The organism is Corynebacterium aquatimens (assembly GCF_030408395.1).
In the GTDB taxonomy this organism is placed as follows: Bacteria; Actinomycetota; Actinomycetes; order Mycobacteriales; family Mycobacteriaceae; genus Corynebacterium; species Corynebacterium aquatimens.
On the sequence record NZ_CP046980.1, the window covers coordinates 2184043 to 2206502 of the forward strand.

Consider the following 22460-nt stretch of genomic DNA (forward strand, 5'->3'; position numbering starts at 1 on the left):
AGGGGGGCCCGGGGGGATTGTCCAGCCAACCCGTGTGCTGGACAAGAAAGATAACTCGCGCAATTTCTGCTCTGGAATCGACGAGCTCGATCTGTGGCTCCGCCGCTTCGCATGGAAGAACCAGAAAGCCAAGAACTCAGTAACATACGTGAGCACGGTTAACGACGAGGTCGTCGGTTACTACTGCCTCTCCGCGGGCAGTGTACTCAAGGACGAGCTTCCCACAGGATTACCCGGCGGCAACCGACCCATAATGACGCCCGTCATAATTCTTGGCCGCTTCGCCGTAGACAAGCGCGCTCAAGGAAAGGGCTTAGGCACCGCACTACTTCGCGACGCCATCGTGCGCGCCGAGTCCGCCTCCACGACAATCGGCGCCATGGGCCTTGTCATCCACCGCTACAACGAAACCGCCAAGCAGTTCTACTTAAACAAGTCCGAATTTCTCGAGTTCCCCGGACAGCCTTTGCACCTGCTGCTTCCGCTCTAACACTCATGACGAGCAGCATCTCGTAGCCACCGCGCGGGCGGGTCGGGGGTGGAGCGGGGTTAGCGCTCCATGACGTCGTGGCGGACGATGGTCTGGTCGCGGCCGGGGCCAACGCCGATGTAGGAGATCGGCGCGCCGGAGAGCTCTTCGAGGCGGAGGACGTAGTCCTTGGCGCGCTGCGGAAGGTCGTCGAAGGAGGTGATGTCGGTGATGTCCTCATCCCAGGCCGGCATGGTTTCGAAGATCGGCTCGGCGTGGTGGAATTCGGTTTGGGTGAGTGGCATTTCGTCGTAACGCGTGCCGTCGACGTCGTAGGCGACGCAGATGGGGATTTCCCCGATACCAGTCAGCACATCCAGCTTGGTCAGGAAGTAATCCGTAAAGCCGTTGACGCGGGATGCGTAGCGGGCGATGACGGAGTCGTACCACCCGCAGCGGCGTTTGCGGCCGGTGTTCACGCCGACTTCGCCGCCGACTTCTTGCAGGTAGTCGCCCCATTTGTCAAAGAGTTCCGTGGGGAAAGGCCCGGCGCCGACGCGGGTGGTGTAGGCCTTAATAATGCCCAGCGACGCAGTAATCCGCGTCGGCCCGATGCCCGATCCCACGCAGGCGCCGCCGGCGGTCGGGTTCGACGAGGTCACAAACGGATACGTTCCATGGTCCACGTCCAGCATGGTCGCCTGGCCGCCTTCCATGAGGACGTGTTCGCCGCGATCCAGAGCGTCGTTAAGCGTGCGCTCAGCGTCGATGACCATGGGTTTCACGCGGTCGGCGTAGCCCATGAAGTAGTCCATGATCGCGTCGACTTCGATGGCCTTGCGGTTGTACATCTTCACCAGCATCTGGTTTTTTACGTCCAGAGCACTTTCGATCTTTTGGCGGAGGATCGATTCGTCGAAAAGATCTTGCACGCGAATGCCCACGCGGGCGACCTTGTCTGAGTACGTCGGCCCGATGCCGCGGCCGGTCGTGCCAATCGCGCGTTTGCCTAAGAAGCGCTCCTGCACTTTGTCCAGCGTTTGGTGGTACGGCGCGACGAGGTGCGCGTTCGAGCTGATCCGCAGCCGTGACGCGTTCGCGCCGCGCGCCTCCAGCCCGTCGATCTCGCTGAAGAGCGCCTCAAGGTTGATCACCACGCCGTTACCCAGCACGGGCGTGGCATTTTCACTCAGCACACCCGCGGGCAGCAGCTTAAGCTCATATTTCTCACCGCCAACAACCACCGTGTGACCAGCGTTGTTGCCGCCGTTGGGCTTGACCACGTAATCAACGCGGCCGCCCAGGATGTCCGTGGCCTTGCCTTTGCCCTCGTCGCCCCATTGAGCACCGACGATGATGATGGCGGACATGAGATCACTCCCCTTAGCTTGAATCCGTGCATATTGTACCGTGAACCGCATGCGGATCATTCACTGCGCATGCTGCGACCTGTCGATCCCCGGCACACAACGCGTCGCTTTGCCCCCCGTCCCCTCCCGCGGCGACTTACGGTTCCTTGATTCCATCGCCAAGGAGCTTTCGCTTATCGACGACACCCCCTCCCTCACCGACCTCACCTCCAACCCATCCGCCCCCTACATGGCCGAGCCAACCTTCGCGCCCCAGAAGTTCAGCGAACCCCTCCGCGTAATCGTGTCCGGTTCTGACGCTGCGCTGTCCGCCGTGTTGACCCGCATGATGCGCGGGGATTACCTGTGGGCCGAGGTGTCCTTTATCCCTGACGTGCCTTCCTCCCAGGCACCGGCATCCCCGGCCGCAGCCGTGTGGGGACTTGAGGCTCTGAGTCGCGACGACGCCGTTGATGTCGCTCTTCATGGATCAGTCTCGCCCCTGCCGTGCATTCGCACTGACAAAGGCGAAGTCATCGCCGGCTCCGCCACGATCCTGGGCGCGGATGGCGGACCGTTTATCGGTGAAATCATCGTGGATTCTGGCGTACTCCTCTCCCAGCCAGCACCCGCCGAGCCCGGCAGCACCCAAGGATGGCTGGGCCGCGTCAAGGAGCGTCGGGCCAGCGCTCGCTTTGCGCGCGAGGCCGCTCGCGGCGCGCGGATCGTCCCCACCCAGGGCGCGCCCGGCTTGGCCGCAGCAACTCTTTTGTCAATGCCCGCGAGTGGAACCGCGCGTGGTTCCGAGCCGCGCCTGCGGCCCGATCCCGCCACGGTTCTCACCGGGCGCGCGGTCCAGGTGGGCGGGCCGGGGTTCACCGTATCGGTCGATGGCGCTGGCGGGGCCTCCGCTGCACGCGCCATCAAAACCCCAAAACCGCAGACCGCAGCCACGTTTTACCGGCATTTGCGCGACATTCAAGCAGTTCGGCCCAGCAACTAATCGGTGACTACTCCGCGGTTGCCCCGCGACGGTGCCAGTGGGGCGAAAACGACCGCCGGACGACCGGAAAAACCTTAGGTTCCCCCAATCCCGGAAAATGTGATTCATATCACATTTGTTTCGAATGTGATTCCCCGTGACCTTTCGGTGACCTATCCGCGACCGTCCCGTGCGCTGGCAGATTCCCCTCCGTTACCCCACCCCACAAAACCCCATGAAAGCCCCAAAAGCCCTTGGGTGCGCGACATAATACGGAGCATTACCCGGAACGCCCTCAAACTTTCGATTGATCTTTGGGGTGGGATGGTTGGCGCGAGCGGGCCGTCGTCAAGCGTGGCTAAGTTCGTAATTGTTCGCTTCAAACGAAACGAAAAAACCAAAAGCTTTAAAAGCGAAAGCAACAAGGAGAACATTATGTCTGACTTCAACCGCATCGAGGACCTTGCAAACGCAACCGCATACGACGTAAACGGCGAGAAGGTTGGTTCCGTCAAGGACGTCTACGTTAACGACACCACCGGCCAGCCGGACTTCATCTCCGTCAACCACGGCCTGTTCGGCTCCGGCGAGTCCATCGTTCCGCTGCGCGGCCACTCCCTGACCGATGGCGACCTGCACCTCGCTTTCCCGAAGGAGCGCATCGAGGACGCTCCGGATCTGGACGAGAACGGCCACCTCACCAACGCTGACCAGGAGGCTTTCTACCGCCACTACGGTCTCGAGGGCACCGAGGACCGCGCACGTTACGCAACCGGCGCTGAGTACGACCAGACCGGCGAGGCAGCTGCAGGCGCTGGCTACGCTGCTGGCGAGAACGTTGAGGCTGACCGCCGCGAGTTCGCAGACGCTCAGGTTGCTGAGGACGGCACCCTGATCCGTTCCGAGGAGCAGCTCAACGTTGGCAAGGAGCGCGTCGAGGCTGGCCAGGTTCGCCTGCGCAAGTACGTCGTTCACGAGACCGAGACCGTCGAGGTTCCGGTTGAGCGCGAAGAGGTCCGCATCACCCGCGAGCCGATCACCGACGCTGACCGCGCTAACTTCGACGGCCAGATCGGCGAGGCTGAGGCTTCCGTTACCCTGCACGAGGACCGCGTGACCGTGTCCAAGGAATCCGTGCCGGTTGAGAAGGTTTCCCTGGGCACCGAGACCGTTCAGGAAACCCAGCGCGTCTCCGAGGACGTTGCCAAGGAGCGCATCGAGACCGACGGCCAGGTCGTCGAGGGCGTCGAGGGCGAGCGCGGCTTCGAGAACCGCTAAGCACCCCGCCCCCAACGGGCACCGTGCCTAGGCACTAATTAACTAAAGAAAACTGCCTTGACCGTATTGGTCGGGGCAGTTTTCGTTTCTAAGTCGGGCCCGCGGGCCTTCGCGGGCCGCCGCGGGCCTCCGCGCCCCAGGACCGATTCGCGAAATTTTGATTTGCTGTCATGGCACCGAAATCGCCCAGGGCTGTGACCTGCGACGATGCGAGGCCTATCGAAAGTTGGATACAAATTTCGCGAATCGCCCCTTCGCGGCGGGGCGGACCGCCCGGCCCGGGATCGGGTCCGGGCGGCGAATCGCGCGTCCGCGGGTTAGGGGAGCTCCGGCAGGCCGCCCACTCGCGCCCGGAGCGCAACCGCAAGGTATTCGGGAAGATCCGCCAGGGTATTCGCGGACAGGCGCAATACGATCCAGCCCTGGGCCTCGAGTTCCAAATAGATGCGCGCATCCCGATCGCGCTGCTTCCGGGCGAGGTGGTGTTCCCCGTCGTACATGATCGCGATTTTGAGCTCAACCAGCGCTAGATCCAGCACCGTTATCAGCCGCTCCCCTTTGAACACAGGCACCTGCTCGCTCACCTGCAGCTTCAGCGCGCGGACCGCGGCCCAGAATTTCGACGGGATCGCCAGGCTGTCCCAGAATTCCTGGGACGCGAGCCTCGGCTCGGTCAACAGAATTTTAAGGAGCATGCGCACCTCGGTCTCCTTCGGTGAATCGGCAAGCTCACTGGAAAGCCGCAGTGCTTTCAACAGCCATTTTCGGTCCACTTTCCCGCGGGCGGCGTCGAGGATGTCGTGGGGGTGGATCCCGAGGTGGCGGCGGGTCGCGTCGATAAGCGAAATTGCTCGAAAGAGCACGGCATCCGCAAACCACGCAGGGGTGGGCCATTGGTGGAAGCCGGAGCGAAGGTGCTTAAGCGTATCGACGACAGCGACCGCGGGCGCACTGATAGCAACCGGCCGTCGATCGTAGAAGACAGTCCACGTTTCGCTCGCGTATCGACGAAAGACCGTGGGGCTGCGCGCCATCCCCAACTTTGTGAGTCGGACGGGGCCCGCGAGGGTGGTGTCGCATGCGTCGCCGAAGAAACCGAGACCGAAGACCATCAATGCGCTCAACCCGATGATGACGTATCCGGGGCGCTCAAGCGCCATCGCGACCGCGCGCGCTGCAGCGATAACGTTGAACTGGATGCGCCTTGGATGATGAAAGGCCTGCAGCGAGGCGAGGTGCGCGGAACGCTCTGTGCCGTCATTGGGCAAAAACCAGTACTTGCCGGAGACGAGCTCGCCAAGGCCTTGCGTATTGATCCACCCCTCGACCGAATGGAAGATGGACATGTTGTTTTCCAACTTCACCGGGGGTTTGAGTGGTTCTGGTGTTGGGTGTTTTGGGGTTGGGTGTTCTGGGGTTGGGTGTTCTGGGTGCGGGTGTTCTGGATGTGAGTGTTCGGGGTATGGGTGTACTGATTTTCTGTAATTAGGGTTTTTCATACCCTTTAGACTGCGGCGAGCGAGTCCAGGTTCCCTGTGGTGATGAACGTCTCACAACGGCGATTCGCGAAATTTTGATTTGCTGATGTCTCACCAATTTAGCCCGAGCCTGTGACCTGGGGTTTTAAAAGGCCTATCGAAAGTTGGTTACTAATTTCGCGTATCGGTCGTGAGGTCGGTCGTGAGGTCGGGCGCGAAGCCAGGGTGATCCGATGTTGGTGCGAGCGTCGCGATGGCCTTCTCCCGGGGGACGCCGCAAATCTGGAGAAGATCAACGATCAGGGAACGCGACTGCCCCAAGATCACCGCTGCGGACAACGCCGGGCGATCCTGGCCAGGAACATCAAGGACATCAAGGCCAGTTTTGGCTGCGAGAACGCGCAGGCGTTGCTCAAGCTCAGGAATTTTCTCGGCACGGGCTTGCTTGAAGGGGCTTGGGGTCTTAGTGAACCCGAGCGCGGCCGAGCGGTCGCGGCTGTACCTGGGCAAACGCCGGAACGGAGAGTCGTAGACGGCAGCGATGTCGAGGGTGATGTCCGCAAGTTCGTTGAGGATTTCAAGCTGGGTGTCTGAGACCGGATCGCGGTCTTCAGCAAGAACTAAAGCGCGGCGGACCAGCACGCGGGTGTTGCGGATCGCGTTATCGGTGGGAACTGCGACTTGGGATAGAGAGGTGACCTCACCACGAGTACGCCAGAAGAACGGGGACAAACGTGCCTGTTCACGGCCGTATTTTGTGGCGGATGAGATGGCATCGATGCCGGTTTGGGTTCCGCGAATCGTTTCCAGGGCCGCCGCCGTAGTGTCGCGGGGGGCAGAACGGGTCGGGGTGGCGGTCGGGCTAGTGGCTGGTGCGGTGGTTTGGGCGTTGCGGAGGGAGGAGGAGACGTCGCTAAGCACGGCGCTCAGGACCTTGAGCACGCTGGCGATTTCTAGGCGCGCGGCGGTGAGTGGCGCGGTGGGCAACAAGCCGAGCACCACGAGTCCAACGAGCGACCCGATGAAGGCGTCGATCGTGCGGTCGATGCCGGTCACGGCGGAACCTGGCGGCAGGATCGTCGCGATGAGCACCGAGCCAATCGCGCACTGAGCTGCGACTAGTTCCGATTTTGTGAAGAATGACGCGAACAGCAGCGACACCGTGACGGCGAGCGCGATCTGCCAGCCGCCGGCACCCAACGGGGCGAAGAACAGGTCACCGAGCAGAACGCCGAAAACGCAGCCGAGGGAGATGTCGAAGGCGCGGTTGATGCGCTCGCCGCCAGAGAAACCAACGATCAGAACGACCGATACCGGCGCGAAGAAGGGTTGGTGGTGGCCTACCCATTCGTGGGCGATCCAGTAGGCCAAACCCGCGGCGAGGCCAATCTGCAGGGCGGGCAAGATGCGCCGCAGAACGCGCTCCGCGCGCGCCGTTAAAGATTGTTGCGCGGCGACCCGCGCGCGCGTCGTAATGTGGTTCACGGGATCAGAGTAAACCAGCCGGCCGCGCGTGTGGGGCCGGGGGCTCGGAGTGCCGGGGCCGGTGCTGGGCGCCGGTGCCGGGCGCGGGGGTGAGCCGCGGCGAGGGATTGAGGCAAAGAAAACCCGCCGCGCGGCGCGGGGAGAGCGGGCGGCGGGTTATTCGTCGATAAGCAAAGGTGCTACTTCGACAGGGTCTTGCCCACGGAGTGGAGGTCCTGGCAGGCTTCAACGACACGCTCGGCCATGGAGACCTCGGCCTTCTTCATGTAGGAGCGCGGGTCGTAGACCTTCTTGTTGCCCACTTCGCCGTCGACCTTGAGCACGCCGTCGTAGTTCTGGAACATGTGGGTCACGATCGGGCGGGTGAACGCGTACTGGGTGTCGGTGTCCACGTTCATCTTGATCACGCCGTAGCGCAGAGCTTCCTCGATCTTCTCCTTCTCGGAGCCGGAGCCACCGTGGAAGACGAAGTCGAACGGCTTGGAGCCCTCTTCGAGCCCAAGCTTGGCGATGGCCACCTTCTGGCCCTCATCCAGAACCTCCGGGCGCAGCTTCACATTGCCCGGCTTGTACACGCCGTGGACGTTGCCGAAGGTAGCGGCGAGCAGGTAGCGGCCCTTCTCACCAGTACCGATGGCGTCGATGGTCTTTTCAAAATCCTCAGGCGTGGTGTAGAGATTCGCGCCGGCTTTCGCCTCAACGCCGTCTTCCTCGCCGCCGACGACGCCGATCTCAACCTCGAGGATGATGTTCGCGTTGTGAGCCTTCTCCAGCAGCTCCTGGGCGATTTCCAGGTTCTCATCGATCGGGATAGCGGAGCCGTCCCACATGTGGGACTGGAACAGTGGGAGTTCGCCGCGGTCCACGCGCTCCTGGGAGATCGCGATCAGCGGGCGGACGTACTCATCCAGAACTTCCTTCTGGCAGTGGTCCGTGTGCAGCGCCACGTTGATGTCGTAGTGCGCGGCAACTTCGTGCGCGAACTGGGCCAGTGCCTTCGCGCCGGCGACCTTGTTCTTCACGGACTGGCCGGAGCCGAACTCCGCACCGCCGGTGGAAAATTGGATAATGCCGTCGGACTCAGCCTCGGCGAAACCACGCAGAGCTGCGTTGATGGTCTCCGAGCTGGTGCAGTTGATGGCCGGGAAGGCGAAGCCGCCTGCCTTGGCGCGGTCGAGCATTTCGTTGTAGACCTCAGGGGTTGCGATAGGCATGTATCGAGTCCTTTACTTTTGATGGCAGTGACACTTCCATACCTACCACTTTCGGCCGACGTTCGCCGCAGCTAAGCACGCTTATCGACGACCGGCCTCACAGCATCGGGTTCCCCTTCGCCTTATGGGCTGTGATTCGCGCCGCCGCCTCCAGCAGCATCCAGCCCGAGAGCTGGCAGGATAGTTCGCGCTCCGCGATATTGCTCAGGTTCGATGCTGCATTTCCTGAGCTGTGTTCTATATCCCGGTAGTAGTTGTGCGGCAGACGGGCGTCTTCTGTCCAGCGGCACGGGAAGACCGGCAGCCCGTCGACCTCCAAGCGGTTCTCCCACATGCTTTCAGCCGAGGCCATGACCAGGCGCTCCGCTGCCGCCTTTGCCGCGACCTGGGATTCTGGGAGGCGCACCGCCGCGTCCGCGAGGTAACGCACCAAGATTCCGCGGAACAGCCCGCCGTCACCGACCCCGTCGCGCGGGTGGTCAATCACGCCGGCCGGGGTGGCCATGTGCATCGAAATCGCCTGGATCAGCGACGTGATCTCTTGGTAGTAATCGCCGGAGGTGGCGCTCGGCGCAGAGGCGGCGAGCGCTTCGTCGTTAAGCAATGAAAGCTCTACCATGGCGCCGAGCAGCGTGCCCTGGTTGTAGGTGTAGATGGCGGTGACGGTGTGGGGGCCAGCGTCTTTGTCGCGGATGCCGTCCATGACCAGGCCGTCTTTGTTCATGAGGTTGGCTAAGATCCAGTCGACGATCGTGCGGGCTTCCTCGACGCGACCAGTGCGCGCCATCATGATTGCGGCGGGGCCGTTGGCGGGAACGTTAAAGAAATTGTCCTTTGAGCGCCACGGCAGGACGCGGCGGGTGCCATCGATGCCTGCGAGGAGGTTGCTCTGCAGTGCTTCGAGCTGCTTCGGGCGACGCACCTTGTCCGCCTCCGCGGCCCGCGCGAGCGCGAGGGCGAGCCATGCCTTGTCGTCGTAATAAGAATTGCGGACCAGCTTGCCGACGTTGCGCCACGCCACCGCGCGCGCCGTCCGGTTAATGCGGAAGCGGCGTTGCTTCGTGCTGCGGCGCAGATTCGCATCGACGAGGCAGTCGAGGTAATGCGCCTGCCACCAGTAATGCCACTGGACAAACAGGCGCTCCGATTGGATCGGCGGCCAGGCAACCACGGCCAGATTTGTCCCCGGGATGCCCCATAACTTCGTGCCGTGCCGAGCAGCGATTGCCTCCTCAGCGAGGTCCGCGCGATGCGCCCAGATCTCTGCCATTCCTGCCACCTCCCAAACCTGGATCGAAACGTTGCGCTACATGCCTACAGCAGCGGGTTCTTGTGCAGTGCAATGTCACAGCGGGCAAAAATGTTCCCCAACCGTTACGGCATTGTTATGTAGTTCAATAAAATTTGTACCATGCCAACAGGTCAGAGCGAATAGTGATTTACGTCACCAGGCTTGGGAGAGATCGGCGTGCTGGCGCACCCACGCGTGCATCGCGATACCGGCCGCGACACCCGCGTTGATCGACCGCGTCGAACCGAACTGCGCGATGGAGCACGTCATGCTAGCCACCCCTTGGGCCTCTTCGGTCACGCCGGGGCCTTCTTGGCCGAAGAGCAGAATGCAATCGCGCGGCAGCTCCACCGTTTCCAGCGGGACGGCGCCGGGAGTGTTATCGATAGCCACGATCGTGAGCCCTCGCTCCCGCGCCATTGCGACGAGCGATTCCAGGTTCTCATGGTGGCAAATGTGCTGGTAACGGTCGGTCACCATCGCGCCGCGACGGTTCCACCGCTTGCGCCCCACAATGTGCACGGCCTCAGCTAGGAACGCATTCGCCGTGCGCACGACGGTGCCGATATTCATGTCGTGTTCCCAGTTCTCAATCGCAACGTGGAACGGGTGGCGGCGCGAATCCAATTCAGCCCGGATCGCCTCTAAGGACCAGTACCGGTAGGCGTCAACCACGTTGCGACGGTCCCCGTCACGGAGAAATTCCGGGTCGAAGCGGGGGTCGTCCGGCCACTGGCCTTCCCAAGGGCCCACGCCGTGGCGGCCCTCGTTCCATTCGGTGGGGCCTTTCGCGCCAGCCTCCGCGGCATCCGGGCCCGCGGCATCCGGGCCCGGACGGCCCCGATCGTCGTTAAGCAAGGCCCAAATCTTCGAGGCCCAGCAGGAACCTGTACTCCACGCCGGCGTCCTCGATGACTTGGGCGGCGCCGGTCGCGCGGTCGACGACGGTTGCCACCGCAACTACCTCCGCGCCCTCCGCGCGGCAGGCCTCAACGGCAGTCAGAGGCGAGTTACCAGTCGTGGTGGTGTCCTCCACCACGAGCACCCGTTTACCCTGGATAGACGGGCCTTCGATGCGACGCTGCATGCCGTGCTTCTTGGCTTCCTTGCGCACGACGAACGCGTCAATCGGACGGCCATCCGCATGCATGATTGCCGTGGCAACTGGGTCGGCGCCGAGGGTCAGGCCGCCGACGGCATCGAAATCCAAGTCCTTCGTCAGCTCACGCAGCAGCGCGCCAATCAGCGGACTTGCCTCATGGTGCAACGTCGCCCGGCGCAGGTCAACGTAGTAATCAGCCTCTTTGCCCGACGACAACGTCACCTTGCCGTGGACAACCGCGAGTTCCTTGACCAGCTCTGCAAGCCTCTGGAGGTTAGTCATAGTGGGTAATTTTACCCAACTTCTAGTCGCCGAAGATGGACGGTGGCGGTGTGGGTTTTCCGGCGCGGGTGGCTTTGGTGCCGTCGTTAAGCACGCGCCGCTCCTCGCCCGCCCCGATGGCCTCGACGTCATCGGCGCCGATCTCGCGTTCCTCCAACTCGCCGCGCGTCCCGCCCGTGACCCGCGTGGGCATCTCCAGGGGCTCCTCAGGCCGCGCGACGATCGGACGTTTCACCTGCTCATCGACGTTTCCTTCGGACTCCGGGACGTCGACCGACTCCACCGCCTCGCGCGTGCCGCCAGGCAGGCTCAGCACCCGCGCCGACGACGGCGGGAACGTCCGCGCCGTGTCCGCAAGCATCGCCAGCGGCGCGAAAATCGCATCCGACGGCTCCGAACCCGGCGTGAGCTGCGCCAATACCCACTCCGTCTCAAACCACACCGCCGTCACATTCTGCGGCAGCGCCTCCACCGCCGTGGCCACGCGCACGTCCAACATGCGCCGCGCCGCGTCAGGCTCCGTCGCGAGCACCAGGAAATCCTCGATCGTGTCCACTTCTACAAGGTCAGAGCCTTTTTGCTTATCGACGCCCTCCCCCGCGCCCCTCCTCATATCCACAACAATGTCACTGGGCACCCCGGTATTCATCGCGATCACCGGCGTATCCGCGAGATCGAACACCCGCGATTCATGCCCATACGCCGCACCCGTCGCCACATTCTTCACCGGCGCTCCCGACGCCGCCGCCCCCCGGGTGAACTCACCGAGCAAGAACTCATCTTCCTTGATGTAGACAAACCCGTGCTGCTCAGCCCACGTCTTGCGCGCCGGCTCACCCCGTTTCGGCCGGTTCTTCTGCTTCGGCTTCGGCTTCGACTTTTGCTTCGCCCCACCCCTCTTCGGCCCCCTCTTCGGCCCGTGCCCCAGCTTCTGCTGTTCTCCCTCGGGCTTCGCCTCCCCCAACTTCCCCGGTTTCGCATCCGGTGCGCTTTCCGGCTCCCCGTTTTCCTTTTTGTGATTCCCGTCGGCAGCAGCGGCATCGACAGCACCCGATTGCGACCCATCCTTCCGTTCGACACTCTTCTGAACGCCCGATCCACCACTCTGACCAGCAGACACGCGATCACTAGACTTGGGCGACTTGGCAGTCCCCACCGACAAGTACGGATTGTCCGAGCGCAGAAGAAGGAACGCCCCGACCAAAGAAAACAGCGACAGAAAAAGAAGTATGAAAGCCATCGCTACGAACTTTACTTTGGCGCGCGACATTACCCGGGCACCAACGAGCCAGAGCCCGAACACATCTTCCCAGAGTTCCCAGATCGTCCCGGATCGCCTTCTACATCCGGCGCCCCACCGCCGCTGCTGCCCGAGAGCAAAGTTGGCCCGGAGCACCGGCCGGGCGCGGCGGGGCCGAGCAAAGTTGGCCCGGAGCAAGAAAAACGGTCGAAAAATGCCGGTTTTCGGCCTTCCCGGCCAACTTTCCTCCCGGCGGTTCAGCGCTGTCCCTCCTAGTCCGACGCGCCCAGGGGTAAGACCGGCGGAGCACACTGGCCGGGCCATGACCGACTACTCGTACGGTTCCCCGGGCTAAGTTCCGGAAGTAAAGTTGTCCCGGAGCACCGGTCGGGCGCGGCGGAGTCGAGCAAAGTTGGCCCGGAGCAAGAAAAACGGCCGAAAAGCAGCGGTTTTTGGCCTTCCCGGCCAACTTTCCTCCCGGCGGTTGAGCGCTGTCCCTCCTAGTCCGACGCGCCCAGGGGTAAGACCGGCGGAGCACCCTGGCCGGGCCATGACCGACTACTCGTACGGTTCCCCGGGCTAAGTTCCGGAAGTAAAGTTGGCCCGGAGCACCGGCCGGGCGCGGCGGGGTCGAGCAAAGTTGTCCCGGAGCAAGAAAAACGGCCGAAAAGCAGCGGTTTTTGGCCTTCCCGGCCAACTTTCCTCCCGGCGGTTCAGCGCTGTCCCTCCTAGTCCGACGCGCCCAGGGGTAAGACCGGCGGAGCACACTGGCCGGGCCATGACCGACTACTCGTACGGTTCCCCGGGCTAAGTTCCGGAAGTAAAGTTGTCCCGGAGCACCGGTCGGGCGCGGCGGGGCCGAGCAAAGTTGTCCCTGAGCAAGAAAAACGGCCGAAAAATGCCGGTTTCCGGCCTTCCCGGCCAACTTTCCTCCTGCGCTGGCGGGGTGGGAGGGGCGGGGTCGGAGGAGGCCGTGGCGCTGGAGGGCGCGGATGGAGGAAGGGGTGAAAGGGGTGGAAGGGGAGAGGGCGAGGGCGGGCTAGATCTCGATGTCGTTGGCGTGGTCGGCGGACCACTGGGACCAGCCGCCAATGAAGTGGGTGAGGATTGGCAGGCCGGCGTGGTGCATCGCAGCGAGCAGCATCGCGGAGTGGTTGCCAGACCCGGAGTAGACGACGGCTTGCGACGGGTCGGTGTGCTGGGTGATGCCGCTTTTCGCTAGGTTTTCCAGGATGTCGTCGACCGGCAGGATGCGCCGGTGCTCGTCGAAGCAGGACTGCCCCGGGATGTTGACGGCGCCCGGGATGTGGCCGGCTTTAAGGTCTAAGTGTTCTTTCTTGCCGGAGAAGCGGCGGGAACCACGGGCGTCAATAAGCATGCCCTTGTATTGCTTGACCTGGTCGATCTCCATGGTGGGGAGCTGACCGATCTCCACGGGCGTCTCGGAGTGAACGGTGATGGGGCCGGGGCCAGCGACCGTCTCTAAACCTTGGTCCCACCAGTACGGGAAGCCGCCGTTGAGGATGCGGATGTCGGTGATGCCTGCCCACATGAGGATCCACCAGGCGCGGGCAGAGAAGAAACCGCGGCCGTCGTCGTAGATGACCACTGGCCGGTCGCGTTCAATTCCCCACTGGTTGACGGCTTTTTGCACCTGTTCTTGAGTGGGCAGCGGGTTGCGGCCTTCCTCCGAGCCGGGCATGCCAGCGAGTGTGGAGGCCGGGTCGCAGAACTGCGCCGTCGGAATGTGGTGCGATTTAAAGCGCATGTACGCGCGCCCCGGGCGGGGGTCCCACAGCGCAGCCAGGACTGTGAGTTTTTTACCGGTACGGATTTCTTCACGGAGCTCTTCGGCGGGCACGTAGATTCCCATGCGCCCGAGTCTAGGTTGCAACGCGCCATCGCGCTGGACGCATTCGCTTATCGACGACCGCGCGCCCGCCTACGAGCTGGCGCGCGGGTGAGCGGACGAGCGGGCGCGCGGGTGAGCGGACGAGCGGGCCCGCGGGTAAGCGCGTAGGCGGGTAGGCGGATAGGCGGGCTCGCGGGTTATTCCGAGGGAGCCGCGGCGGCGGTGACGGTCAGGCCCGGGGTGGTCTCAGCTGTGTCGACGGTGTCGGCTGTGTCGGCGGGGGCGGCCACGTCGACGCGGACAACATCGCCGTCGCGAATAGTGCCGGCGAGCAGCGCCTTGGCCAGCTGATCACCGATGGCCTGCTGGATCAGGCGGCGCAGGGGACGAGCGCCGTAGGCCGGGTCGTAGCCGCGCTCGGCGAGCCAGCGCTTGGCGTCGTCGGTGACGTCGAGGCCCAGGCGGCGGGTAGCCAGGCGTTCGGCGAGCGAACGCAGCTGGATGTCCACGATGCCCACCAGCTGGTCGGCTTCGAGGGCATCGAAAACCACCACGTCGTCAAGCCTGTTGATGAACTCCGGCTTGAAGGCACGCTTCACCGCTTCCATGATCTGGTCCCGGTCACCACCAGCACCCAGGTTGGAGGTCAGGATGATCACGGTGTTGCGGAAGTCCACGGTGCGGCCCTGGCCGTCGGTAAGCCGGCCCTCGTCGAGGACCTGGAGCAGTACGTCGAAGACGTCCGGGTGCGCTTTCTCCACTTCGTCGAAAAGCACGAGCGAGTAGGGGCGGCGACGAACGGCCTCCGTGAGCTGGCCGCCAGCGTCGTAGCCGACGTATCCCGGAGGTGCACCGACGAGGCGGGCGACGGAGTGCTTCTCCCCGTACTCGGACATGTCGATGCGGATCATGGCGGACTCATCGTCGAAGAGGAACTCCGCGAGCGACTTGGCCAGCTCCGTCTTACCCACACCGGTGGGGCCGAGGAACAGGAAGCTACCGATCGGCCGGTTCGGGTCGGCGATCCCGGCGCGGGAACGGCGCACGGCGTCAGACACCGCGATGACGGCGTCGTGCTGACCCACGACGCGCTCGCCTAAGACTTCTTCCATGCGCAGCAGTTTCTCGGTCTCACCCTGCATCATCTTGCCGGCGGGGATGCCGGTCCAGGACGATACGACGTCAGCGATGACGTCCGGTGTGACTTCCTCGGTGAGCATGGTCCGCGTCGACTCGGCCGCCGTGGCTTCGGCAGAAGCCACCTCGGCCTCAAGCTCCGGGATGCGGCCGTAGCGCAGCTCGGAGACGCGGGCGAAGTCGCCGTCGCGTTCGGCGATTTCGGACTCGTTGCGTAGTTTCTCCAGCTCCTCCTTGGCGGCTTGGACGCGGTCAATCTCGGCCTTCTCGTTGGCCCAGCGGGCCTTCATCTCACCGAGTTTTTCCTTTTGATCGGCGAGTTCCTGGCGCAGCGTGTCAAGGCGCTCGACCGATGCGGCATCGGATTCCTTCGACAGCGCGATCTCCTCGATCTCCAGGCGGCGCACGACGCGCTCTAGGGCATCGATCTCCTGCGGGGAGGAGTCGATTTCCATGCGCAGGCGCGAGCCTGCTTCGTCCACAAGATCGATGGCCTTGTCCGGCAGGAAGCGCGAAGTGATGTACCGGTTGGACAGCTCAGCGGCCGCCACCAACGCGGAGTCCTGGATGCGGACACCGTGGTGGACTTCGTAACGGTCTTTGAGTCCGCGCAGGATACCGATGGTGTCCTCCACCGTCGGCTCACCCACGTACACTTGCTGGAAACGGCGCTCCAGCGCAGCGTCCTTCTCAATGAACTTGCGGTACTCATCCAACGTCGTCGCACCGACCAGGCGCAGCTCACCGCGGGCGAGCATCGGCTTGATCATGTTGCCCGCGTCCATCGCGCCCTCACCGGTGGCACCGGCGCCGACGATGGTGTGCAGCTCATCGATGAACGTGATGATCTCGCCCTCAGACGACTTGATCTCATCCAGCACGGCCTTGAGGCGCTCCTCAAACTCACCGCGGTACTTTGCGCCCGCGACCATCGAGCCGAGGTCAAGCGAGATGAGTGTCTTACCCTTCAGCGACTCAGGCACGTCACCGGCGACGATGCGCCGCGCCAGCCCTTCGACGATCGCGGTTTTACCCACGCCGGGCTCACCGATTAAAACCGGGTTGTTCTTCGTGCGGCGGGAAAGCACCTGCACCACGCGACGGATCTCACTGTCACGCCCAATCACCGGGTCAATCTTGCCCTCGCGCGCCCGCGCCGTGAGGTCGGTGGAGTACTTCTCCAGCGCCTGGAACTGCCCCTCCGGGTCCGCGGTGGTGACTTTCTGCTGCCCGCGTACGGACGGAAAAGCACCCTTTATCACCTCATAGGTTGCCCCGCGCTTTTTCAAAAGCTCCGCAGCATCATCCTCACCGCGCGCGATCGCGGCCAGCAGCACCTCAGTGGAGACATATTCATCGCCCAGCTCAGTGGCCAGCTCCTGCGCTTTGTTCAATGCAGCCAGCCCCTCCCGGTTGAAGTTCGGGTTCGCCAGGTTGCTACCCGTTGCCGAAGGCAACGCGTCGACAAGCGCCTGGGCTTCTTTAATAACAGTGTCCGGATCGACGCCCGTGGCCTTAAGCACAGGTGCGGCGATTCCGTCTGGCTGCGTCAAAATCGCAGCGAGGAGGTGCGCGGGCCTAATGTCCGGGTTGCCGTTCGCGGCCGCGGTGGACAGTGCCTCCTGCAGCGCCTCTTGAGTTTTGGTTGTGGGGTTGAAGGAGCCCATGGGAGCCCATCCTTTCTACATCTATGTTTCGCTTTTAATGGTTATTCGTTCTAACGCCCAACAAGTTGAGTCTGTTCCACTCAAGCATAACTTTTTCCGCGACACCCGCCCATGAACTTGAGTGGACCCCGCTCAAGCATGGCTAATGCGCCCCGCAGGAACGCATAATGTAAGGCATGAAAATCTCCCCGGACGCCCTCCGCGCACGCATCGCGGAACTCGCGCACGCGCAGTGGGGGGACTTCGCCCCGCCCGGACTCGCCGAGCGCTGGGAGCTTGCCGACGCCCTGGTCACCATTCTCAGCGGCGCCCACGGCCTGAACGTCCTCACCGAAGAGGACCTCATCGAATTCGTTGCCGACCAGCGCAAATACGGAATCCCGGACAGCGCGTACGCTGAACTGGCTACCCCCATCGGCGAGTCCATCGCCGGCATGGCCCCCGGATACGGCTACCAGGCCACCGAGCTCATCGAGTCCATGGCCGACATCGCGCTCGCCTTCACCGAGGCCCAGGTCCCCCAAGCCATCGCCGCCCGCGTCACTCACGTCGCCCCAGGTGACGGGTGGTTCCACGTGCGCCTCGAAGCCCCAGTTCCCATCCCGTACTCTCCGGGCCAACGCTTATCGACGCTGCTACCCACCCCCGCCACGGACCCAACCGGAAACCCGGCTGGCGCCGACCCTGCCAGGGGCGAGTGGATTTCATTGACCCCGGCCATTGCCTCCAACAAGTTCGGCCAGCTGGAGTTCTTCCTACCCGACGCGGTGGGCCACACCCCGGAAATCGGCGAATACTGGTCCATCGGCGGTGCCCATGGCGCGACCTTGGACCCGAAGAAGCTCAACGCCATCGGCGCAGACCGAACCACGCCGGGTGACCAGCCGCAGCGACTGGTTATCATCACCACCGATTCCGGTGTCGCGGCGGCCAAGGCGATCACGTTCGCCCTGCTGGAGCTGGACACCCCTCCCCTGACTTACCTCGCGTTCTATAACGCGCCGATCTACCCGCAGCTGTCCGGACTTCAGCAGTTTGCGGCACTGCAACCGTGGCTCACCCTCGACCCCGGCAACTACCCCGACCCAGCCCAGCACCTGGCGCAGCTGAAAGACTTGGCGCTCACCAGCGAAACCGTCCTGTGCGGAGCCGAGCAGGACATGATGGTGCTGCGCGAGGAACTGGGCGCGGCGGAGGAGGCCTGCACGATCATGGCTCCCGACGCCACCCCGTTCTGGCTGCGCTGAAACTGCCGGTCTAGAACAGCGGAAGGTTCTTTCGCCGCGTCGCGGCCTCGGTGGGATCAATATCAACGATGAGTAGCTCCGGCTCCCACCCGGATTCCGCGACAACGCGCCCGTCGGGGGCAACCACTACCGAATGGCCGATGCCGGTCGGGCCGGACTTACGCCCCGCCATCGCCTCACCCCCCGGGCGCGGCTGATCCACGGCGATGATGAACACCCCCGCGTCCAGCGCCCGCGCCCGCGTGAGAACCCGCCACTGATCACGCTTGCCCGGCCCATCGGCCCAGCTCGTGGGCACGAGCACGATGCTTGCGTCGCGCTGGGCCAACTTTATGAAATGGTCCGGGAAGCGAATGTCAAAGCAGGTGGCCACCCCGACGTTTACCTCTCCCACCTGGAACATCACCAGCTGTGAGCCGGGCGCAACGGTGTCAGATTCACGGTAGGTGGCCGTGTCGAAGAGATGGATTTTGTCATAACCCAGGTGCACCTTGGGGCCAGTGACCAGCACCGTATTGAAGACGCGGCCAGCATCAGCGGGGCGGAACATTCCCGCGACCACGGTGACCCCGAGTTCCAGCGCAACCTCCCGCAGCGCTGTGGAGAACGGGCTGGCCGACTCTTCCCCCTGTGGAGAAACCGCCGACCCGTCGGGCCTGTGGATAACTTCCTCACACAGGGGCTCGGCGGATGCGGACAGCGGACCGGAATCAAAAGCCTGGGACGTGGCCTCTGGGAAAACGACCACAGAAGCCCCCTGAGCTGCCGCTTTACGGACTTCTTCGCAGGCGCGGGTGGCATTGTCCAAAGTATCCGGGCCTGCGGGGAACTGCACTAGTGCAAGACGCATACGCCCAACCTATGCCCTCCCCACCGAGAATTCCACAGGCCCCCGCGGATCCATAAGCGGGAAAAACGCAAACATGCAATCTTTTACTCACGGCCATGATCACGGCGTTCGGGGGCAACGCTTTCCAGCACACCCCCGCACGGCGGATACACAAAGCCGGTCTTAAAAAAGCAGCTCAAAACTCAACACACACAAAGGACACGCAATGAAAGTTTCACCAGTTTCACTTATGCACATCAGTACGGATGCAATCCCTGACCTGCCGGAATGGTCGCCGCTTAGCCACGTTGGTCTTTCGCCAAGTAAGACGGCGGGGGCGCTAGCGGGGGTGCAGGAGGACGTCGATAAGCATGTGCGCGAATGCGGCGAGAACCTCCACGCGCACGTTGGCGCGATGCGGGCGTTTGTACAGAAGGTGCGCACGCTTGACAGCGAGTGGGGTGCGCGATGATCGCCTTTCCCCTGAAATCTAATGAGTTAACGGCCGCCGCGGAGTCCTTGCGCATCGCGGAAAAAGAAGTCCTGAACAGGATGGATGAGGTTTTCTTGATAGCACTGCAGATCAATGCGGCCGGCTTTGCAGGCGAGGCACCGGAAGCCGGGTTGGCGATGATGCGGCGGCTTGCGCGGCGCTACGAAAAGTCCTCGAAGGAGCTGGCCCGCAACGCGCGCGTGCTAGAGACCGTGGCGGGGTTGCAGCGGCAACTGGAGTTCTTCGCTGATCAGCTGCGGTTTAGCGGGGCCTCGCCGGGGAGGTTCGCAGCGCAGCAGGCTGTGATTGCGTGGCTGCGTGAGATGGGCGAGGAACTGGACGCGGCGTGCGCGGCGGAGCTCGCAGCGGGCGCCATGTGCGGGGCGGAGGCGCAGGTCAGCAGACTCGCGGACGCCGACGGAGTGGCGGTGGGCGCGCTTAATGAAGAACATCTTGCCAGCGCCCCGCCCGAGGTCCGAGAGGCGGTGGAGCGCGCGGGCGGCACCGTGCTGGAGGGCGGGCCGAGCGGCTACACGGTGATGGTGGGTGATGCGGTGAATCCGAATTCCATCATCACGGTTGTCTCCGGCGTGTCCAGCGGCGGGGTGGATAACCTGCCCGGCGCGATCTACCGCGCGCAGCACATCGCGGAGAAAACTGGGGCGTCGGTGGTGGTCTGGCAGGGCTACGACGCACCGAAAGACCTGGCCAGGGGCCTATCCCCCGGCGCGGCGCGCAAGGGTGCGGATGACTTGGCCGCCTTCCAATCGGCGCTGAACCGCCGCTACCCGGACGCCCGCCAGGTGGTCATGGGCCACAGTTACGGTTCCGTGGTCACGGCGAAGGCCGCTAAAGAGCACGGTCTTGAAGCTGACGCCGTCGTGCTGGCGGGCTCCCCCGGGGTGCCAGTTGAGCACGCCGATGAGCTTCGCTTGCTTAACGACGGCCACCCGTGGGCACCCAGCACCAGCACCGTACATCCCGGTGGCGGCCCCGGGGTGTACGTCGCGGACTCGGACAAGGACATAATCAAGGCCCTGCGCGGACCTACCGGTGCGGTGCACGGCTACAACCCGGCGCGCCCCGGCTTCGGCGCCACGCCGATCTATGGCATCCAGGGCGGCCACAACGATTATTGGGACGACCCAGCATTCCTTAACGCGCTGAAGGGCATCGCCGACGGGCCGACACAAACGCGCGTACCATCGGGCACGCATTAGTCCAAGTTAATTGATAAGGATCTGTGATGTCGAAGAATTTTGCCCACCAGTTGGTGGAGAAACTTGAAGAACTAGGCGTGAAGCGCATTTACGGGCTCGTGGGCGACTCGCTCAACCCGGTGTCTGACGCAGTGGCGGAGTCCAACATTGAATGGGTTCACGTCCGCAATGAGGAGGCTGCGGCCTTCGCCGCTGGCGCGGAATCCCTGGTCACCGGTGAGCTGGCGGTCTGCGCTGGCTCCTGCGGTCCGGGAAACCTGCACCTTATCCAGGGCCTGTATGACTCGCACCGCAACTCCGGCAAGGTGCTGGCCATCGCGTCCCACATCCCCAGCCTGCAGATCGGCTCCGAGTTCTTCCAGGAGACCCACCCGGAGCAAATCTTCGCGGAATGTTCCGGTTACTGCGAGATGATCCACACCGCTGACCAGGGCGCCCGCGTTTTGCACAACGCGATCCAGTCGACGATGGGTGGCCGCGGCGTCTCCGTCATCGTGCTTCCGGGCGACGTTGCAAGCCTGGAAGCTGCCGATGAGCCGATCGGCCAGTCCGTGATCGCGCGCGGCGACAACCGCCGCGTTTTCCCCGACCCGTCAGAGGCTGCAGCCCTAGTCGAAGCCATCAATGAAGCCGACACCGTCACGCTGTTCTGCGGCGCCGGCTGCATCGGCGCCCGCGAGGAAGTCTTCGCTCTGGCTGAGAAAATCAAAGCCCCGGTCGGCCACTCCTTCGGCGGCAAGATGCACATCCAGTACGACAACCCCTATGACGTGGGCATGTCCGGCCTTTTGGGGTACGGCGCGTGCTACGACGCCATGATGGAGTCTGACCTGTTGATCCTGCTGGGCACCGACTTCCCCTACAACGACTGGCTGCCGGACGCCAACGTCGCCCAGGTGGACGTCAACCCCGCCGTGATCGGCCGCCGCACAAAGATTTCCGTTCCCGTCGTGGGTGACGTCAAGTCCACGATTGAAAACATCCTCCCCCACCTGGAGGAAAAGAAGTCGCGGAAGTTCCTGGACAAGATGCTCAAGCGCCACGCAAAAGCTCTCGAGTGGGTCATCGAAGCTTACGGCGGCGGCAAGGCTGCGAAAGCCACACCCATTCACCCCGAGTACGCCGCCAAGCTTATCGACGAACTGGCTGCCGACGACGCCGTCTTCACCGTGGACACGGGCATGTGCAACGTGTGGGCTGCCCGCTACATCACCCCGAACGGCAAGCGCGATGAGCTGGCGTCCTTCCGCCACGGCACCATGGCCAACGCTCTGCCACAGGCAATCGGTGCCCAAAGCGCCAACCGCGACCGCCAAGTGGTGACATTCAGCGGCGACGGTGGCCTGTCCATGCTGCTCAGCGAACTGGTAACCGTCAAACAGCATGACCTGCCGATCAAGATGATGGTGTTCAACAACTCCACCCTGGGCATGGTCAAGCTTGAAATGATGGTCGCCGGCCTCAAGGAATTCCAGACCACCCACGACGACGTCAACTACGCCGACGTGGCCAGCGCCCTGGGAATCAAGTCCTACCGCGTCGAGGACCCGAAGAAACTGGAGAAGACCCTCAAAGAAGCCTTCAACCACGACGGCCCAGTCCTAGTGGACATTGTCACGGACGGCAACGCGTTGTCCCTGCCGCCAGACATCAAACTGGAAATGGTCGAGGGCTTCACCGAGTCCGCCGTCCGCACCGTCATGGCCGGCGGCATCGGCAACATGGTCGACCTGGCCCGCGCCAACCTCCGCAACATCGGCGGCGCCGCATTCATCGAAAACCCCTTCAAGTAAGCCCCGGCTGCCCACCCCGGCCCGCCCACAGCGGCCCCGGCCCGGGGCGTCC

At 63.5% G+C, this 22460-nt stretch carries 18 protein-coding genes; 7 read left to right on the forward strand and 11 right to left on the reverse strand.

All coding sequences use genetic code 11. From position 1 onward, the window contains the following. Positions 1-34: 34 nt before the first annotated feature. Complete coding sequence (locus CAQUA_RS09920) at positions 35-490, forward strand: GNAT family N-acetyltransferase (RefSeq protein ID WP_196825269.1); 456 nt, start codon at positions 35-37, stop codon at positions 488-490. 59 nt (positions 491-549) lie between these two features. On the opposite strand, the gene CAQUA_RS09925 is transcribed toward CAQUA_RS09920, so the two are convergent. Then, complete coding sequence (locus CAQUA_RS09925) at positions 550-1839, reverse strand: adenylosuccinate synthase (protein ID WP_196825268.1); 1290 nt, start codon at positions 1837-1839, stop codon at positions 550-552. 49 nt (positions 1840-1888) lie between these two features. Here CAQUA_RS09925 and CAQUA_RS09930 point away from each other — a divergent pair, with 49 nt between their 5' ends. Both CAQUA_RS09930 and CAQUA_RS09935 read left to right on the forward strand, forming a co-directional pair. Beyond that, on the forward strand, positions 1889-2821 hold the full coding sequence (locus tag CAQUA_RS09930) for a hypothetical protein (protein ID WP_196825267.1): 933 nt from the start codon (positions 1889-1891) through the stop codon (positions 2819-2821). Between the two features lie 414 nt (positions 2822-3235). After that, entirely contained in the window at positions 3236-4078 is an 843-nt protein-coding gene (locus CAQUA_RS09935; RefSeq protein ID WP_196825266.1) for a PRC and DUF2382 domain-containing protein, read from the forward strand. Positions 4079-4395: 317 nt separating this feature from the next. Here CAQUA_RS09935 and CAQUA_RS09940 read toward each other — a convergent pair whose 3' ends face one another. The 9 genes from CAQUA_RS09940 to clpB all read right to left on the reverse strand — a co-directional run bounded on the left by CAQUA_RS09940 (position 4396) and on the right by clpB (position 16826). Continuing rightward, the gene (locus CAQUA_RS09940) at positions 4396-5424 is read right to left on the reverse strand and encodes an endonuclease domain-containing protein (protein WP_196825265.1); all 1029 of its coding nucleotides are present in this window, start codon (positions 5422-5424) and stop codon (positions 4396-4398) included. A 303-nt stretch (positions 5425-5727) separates the two neighbouring features. Then, positions 5728-7041 carry an FUSC family protein gene (locus CAQUA_RS09945; protein ID WP_196825264.1) on the reverse strand — a complete coding sequence of 438 codons (1314 nt, stop codon included), beginning with the start codon at positions 7039-7041 and terminating at the stop codon, positions 5728-5730. Between the two features lie 179 nt (positions 7042-7220). After that, on the reverse strand, positions 7221-8255 hold the full coding sequence (fbaA, locus tag CAQUA_RS09950) for a class II fructose-bisphosphate aldolase (protein WP_196825263.1): 1035 nt from the start codon (positions 8253-8255) through the stop codon (positions 7221-7223). A gap of 97 nt (positions 8256-8352) precedes the next feature. Continuing rightward, a complete protein-coding gene (locus CAQUA_RS09955; protein ID WP_196825262.1) occupies positions 8353-9525 on the reverse strand; it encodes a glycoside hydrolase family 76 protein in 1173 nt (390 codons plus the stop codon). Between the two features lie 174 nt (positions 9526-9699). Continuing rightward, positions 9700-10404, reverse strand: coding sequence for a TrmH family RNA methyltransferase (locus CAQUA_RS09960; RefSeq protein ID WP_196825261.1), 705 nt, complete (start codon positions 10402-10404; stop codon positions 9700-9702). After that, positions 10397-10930 (reverse strand): orotate phosphoribosyltransferase, encoded by a 534-nt coding sequence (gene pyrE / locus CAQUA_RS09965; RefSeq protein ID WP_196825260.1) that lies wholly within the window; start codon positions 10928-10930, stop codon positions 10397-10399. The genes CAQUA_RS09960 and pyrE overlap by 8 nt, the downstream gene beginning before the upstream one ends. A 22-nt stretch (positions 10931-10952) precedes the next feature. Beyond that, positions 10953-12050, reverse strand: coding sequence for a TtfA family protein (locus CAQUA_RS09970; protein WP_290178328.1), 1098 nt, complete (start codon positions 12048-12050; stop codon positions 10953-10955). A 1159-nt stretch (positions 12051-13209) separates the two neighbouring features. Further along, the gene (locus CAQUA_RS09975) at positions 13210-14043 is read right to left on the reverse strand and encodes a sulfurtransferase (protein ID WP_196825258.1); all 834 of its coding nucleotides are present in this window, start codon (positions 14041-14043) and stop codon (positions 13210-13212) included. A 176-nt stretch (positions 14044-14219) separates the two neighbouring features. Next, on the reverse strand, positions 14220-16826 hold the full coding sequence (gene clpB, locus CAQUA_RS09980) for an ATP-dependent chaperone ClpB (RefSeq protein WP_196825257.1): 2607 nt from the start codon (positions 16824-16826) through the stop codon (positions 14220-14222). A 176-nt stretch (positions 16827-17002) separates the two neighbouring features. On the opposite strand from clpB, the gene CAQUA_RS09985 reads away from it, so the two are divergent. Further along, complete coding sequence (locus CAQUA_RS09985) at positions 17003-18073, forward strand: ferredoxin reductase domain-containing protein (RefSeq protein WP_196825256.1); 1071 nt, start codon at positions 17003-17005, stop codon at positions 18071-18073. A 10-nt stretch (positions 18074-18083) separates the two neighbouring features. Here CAQUA_RS09985 and CAQUA_RS09990 read toward each other — a convergent pair whose 3' ends face one another. Beyond that, positions 18084-18923, reverse strand: a complete 840-nt coding sequence (locus tag CAQUA_RS09990; RefSeq protein WP_196825255.1) for a nitrilase-related carbon-nitrogen hydrolase — start codon at positions 18921-18923, stop codon at positions 18084-18086. Positions 18924-19128: 205 nt separating this feature from the next. On the opposite strand from CAQUA_RS09990, the gene CAQUA_RS09995 reads away from it, so the two are divergent. From CAQUA_RS09995 to CAQUA_RS10005, 3 genes are read left to right on the forward strand one after another with little or no spacing between them, the layout of a single operon-like run. Continuing rightward, positions 19129-19374, forward strand: coding sequence for a hypothetical protein (locus CAQUA_RS09995; protein WP_196825254.1), 246 nt, complete (start codon positions 19129-19131; stop codon positions 19372-19374). Beyond that, the gene (locus CAQUA_RS10000) at positions 19371-20615 is read left to right on the forward strand and encodes an alpha/beta hydrolase (protein WP_196825253.1); all 1245 of its coding nucleotides are present in this window, start codon (positions 19371-19373) and stop codon (positions 20613-20615) included. Before CAQUA_RS09995 ends, CAQUA_RS10000 begins: the two co-directional genes overlap by 4 nt. Positions 20616-20641: 26 nt before the next feature. Beyond that, positions 20642-22408, forward strand: coding sequence for a pyruvate dehydrogenase (locus CAQUA_RS10005; RefSeq protein ID WP_196825252.1), 1767 nt, complete (start codon positions 20642-20644; stop codon positions 22406-22408). Positions 22409-22460: the final 52 nt, after the last annotated feature.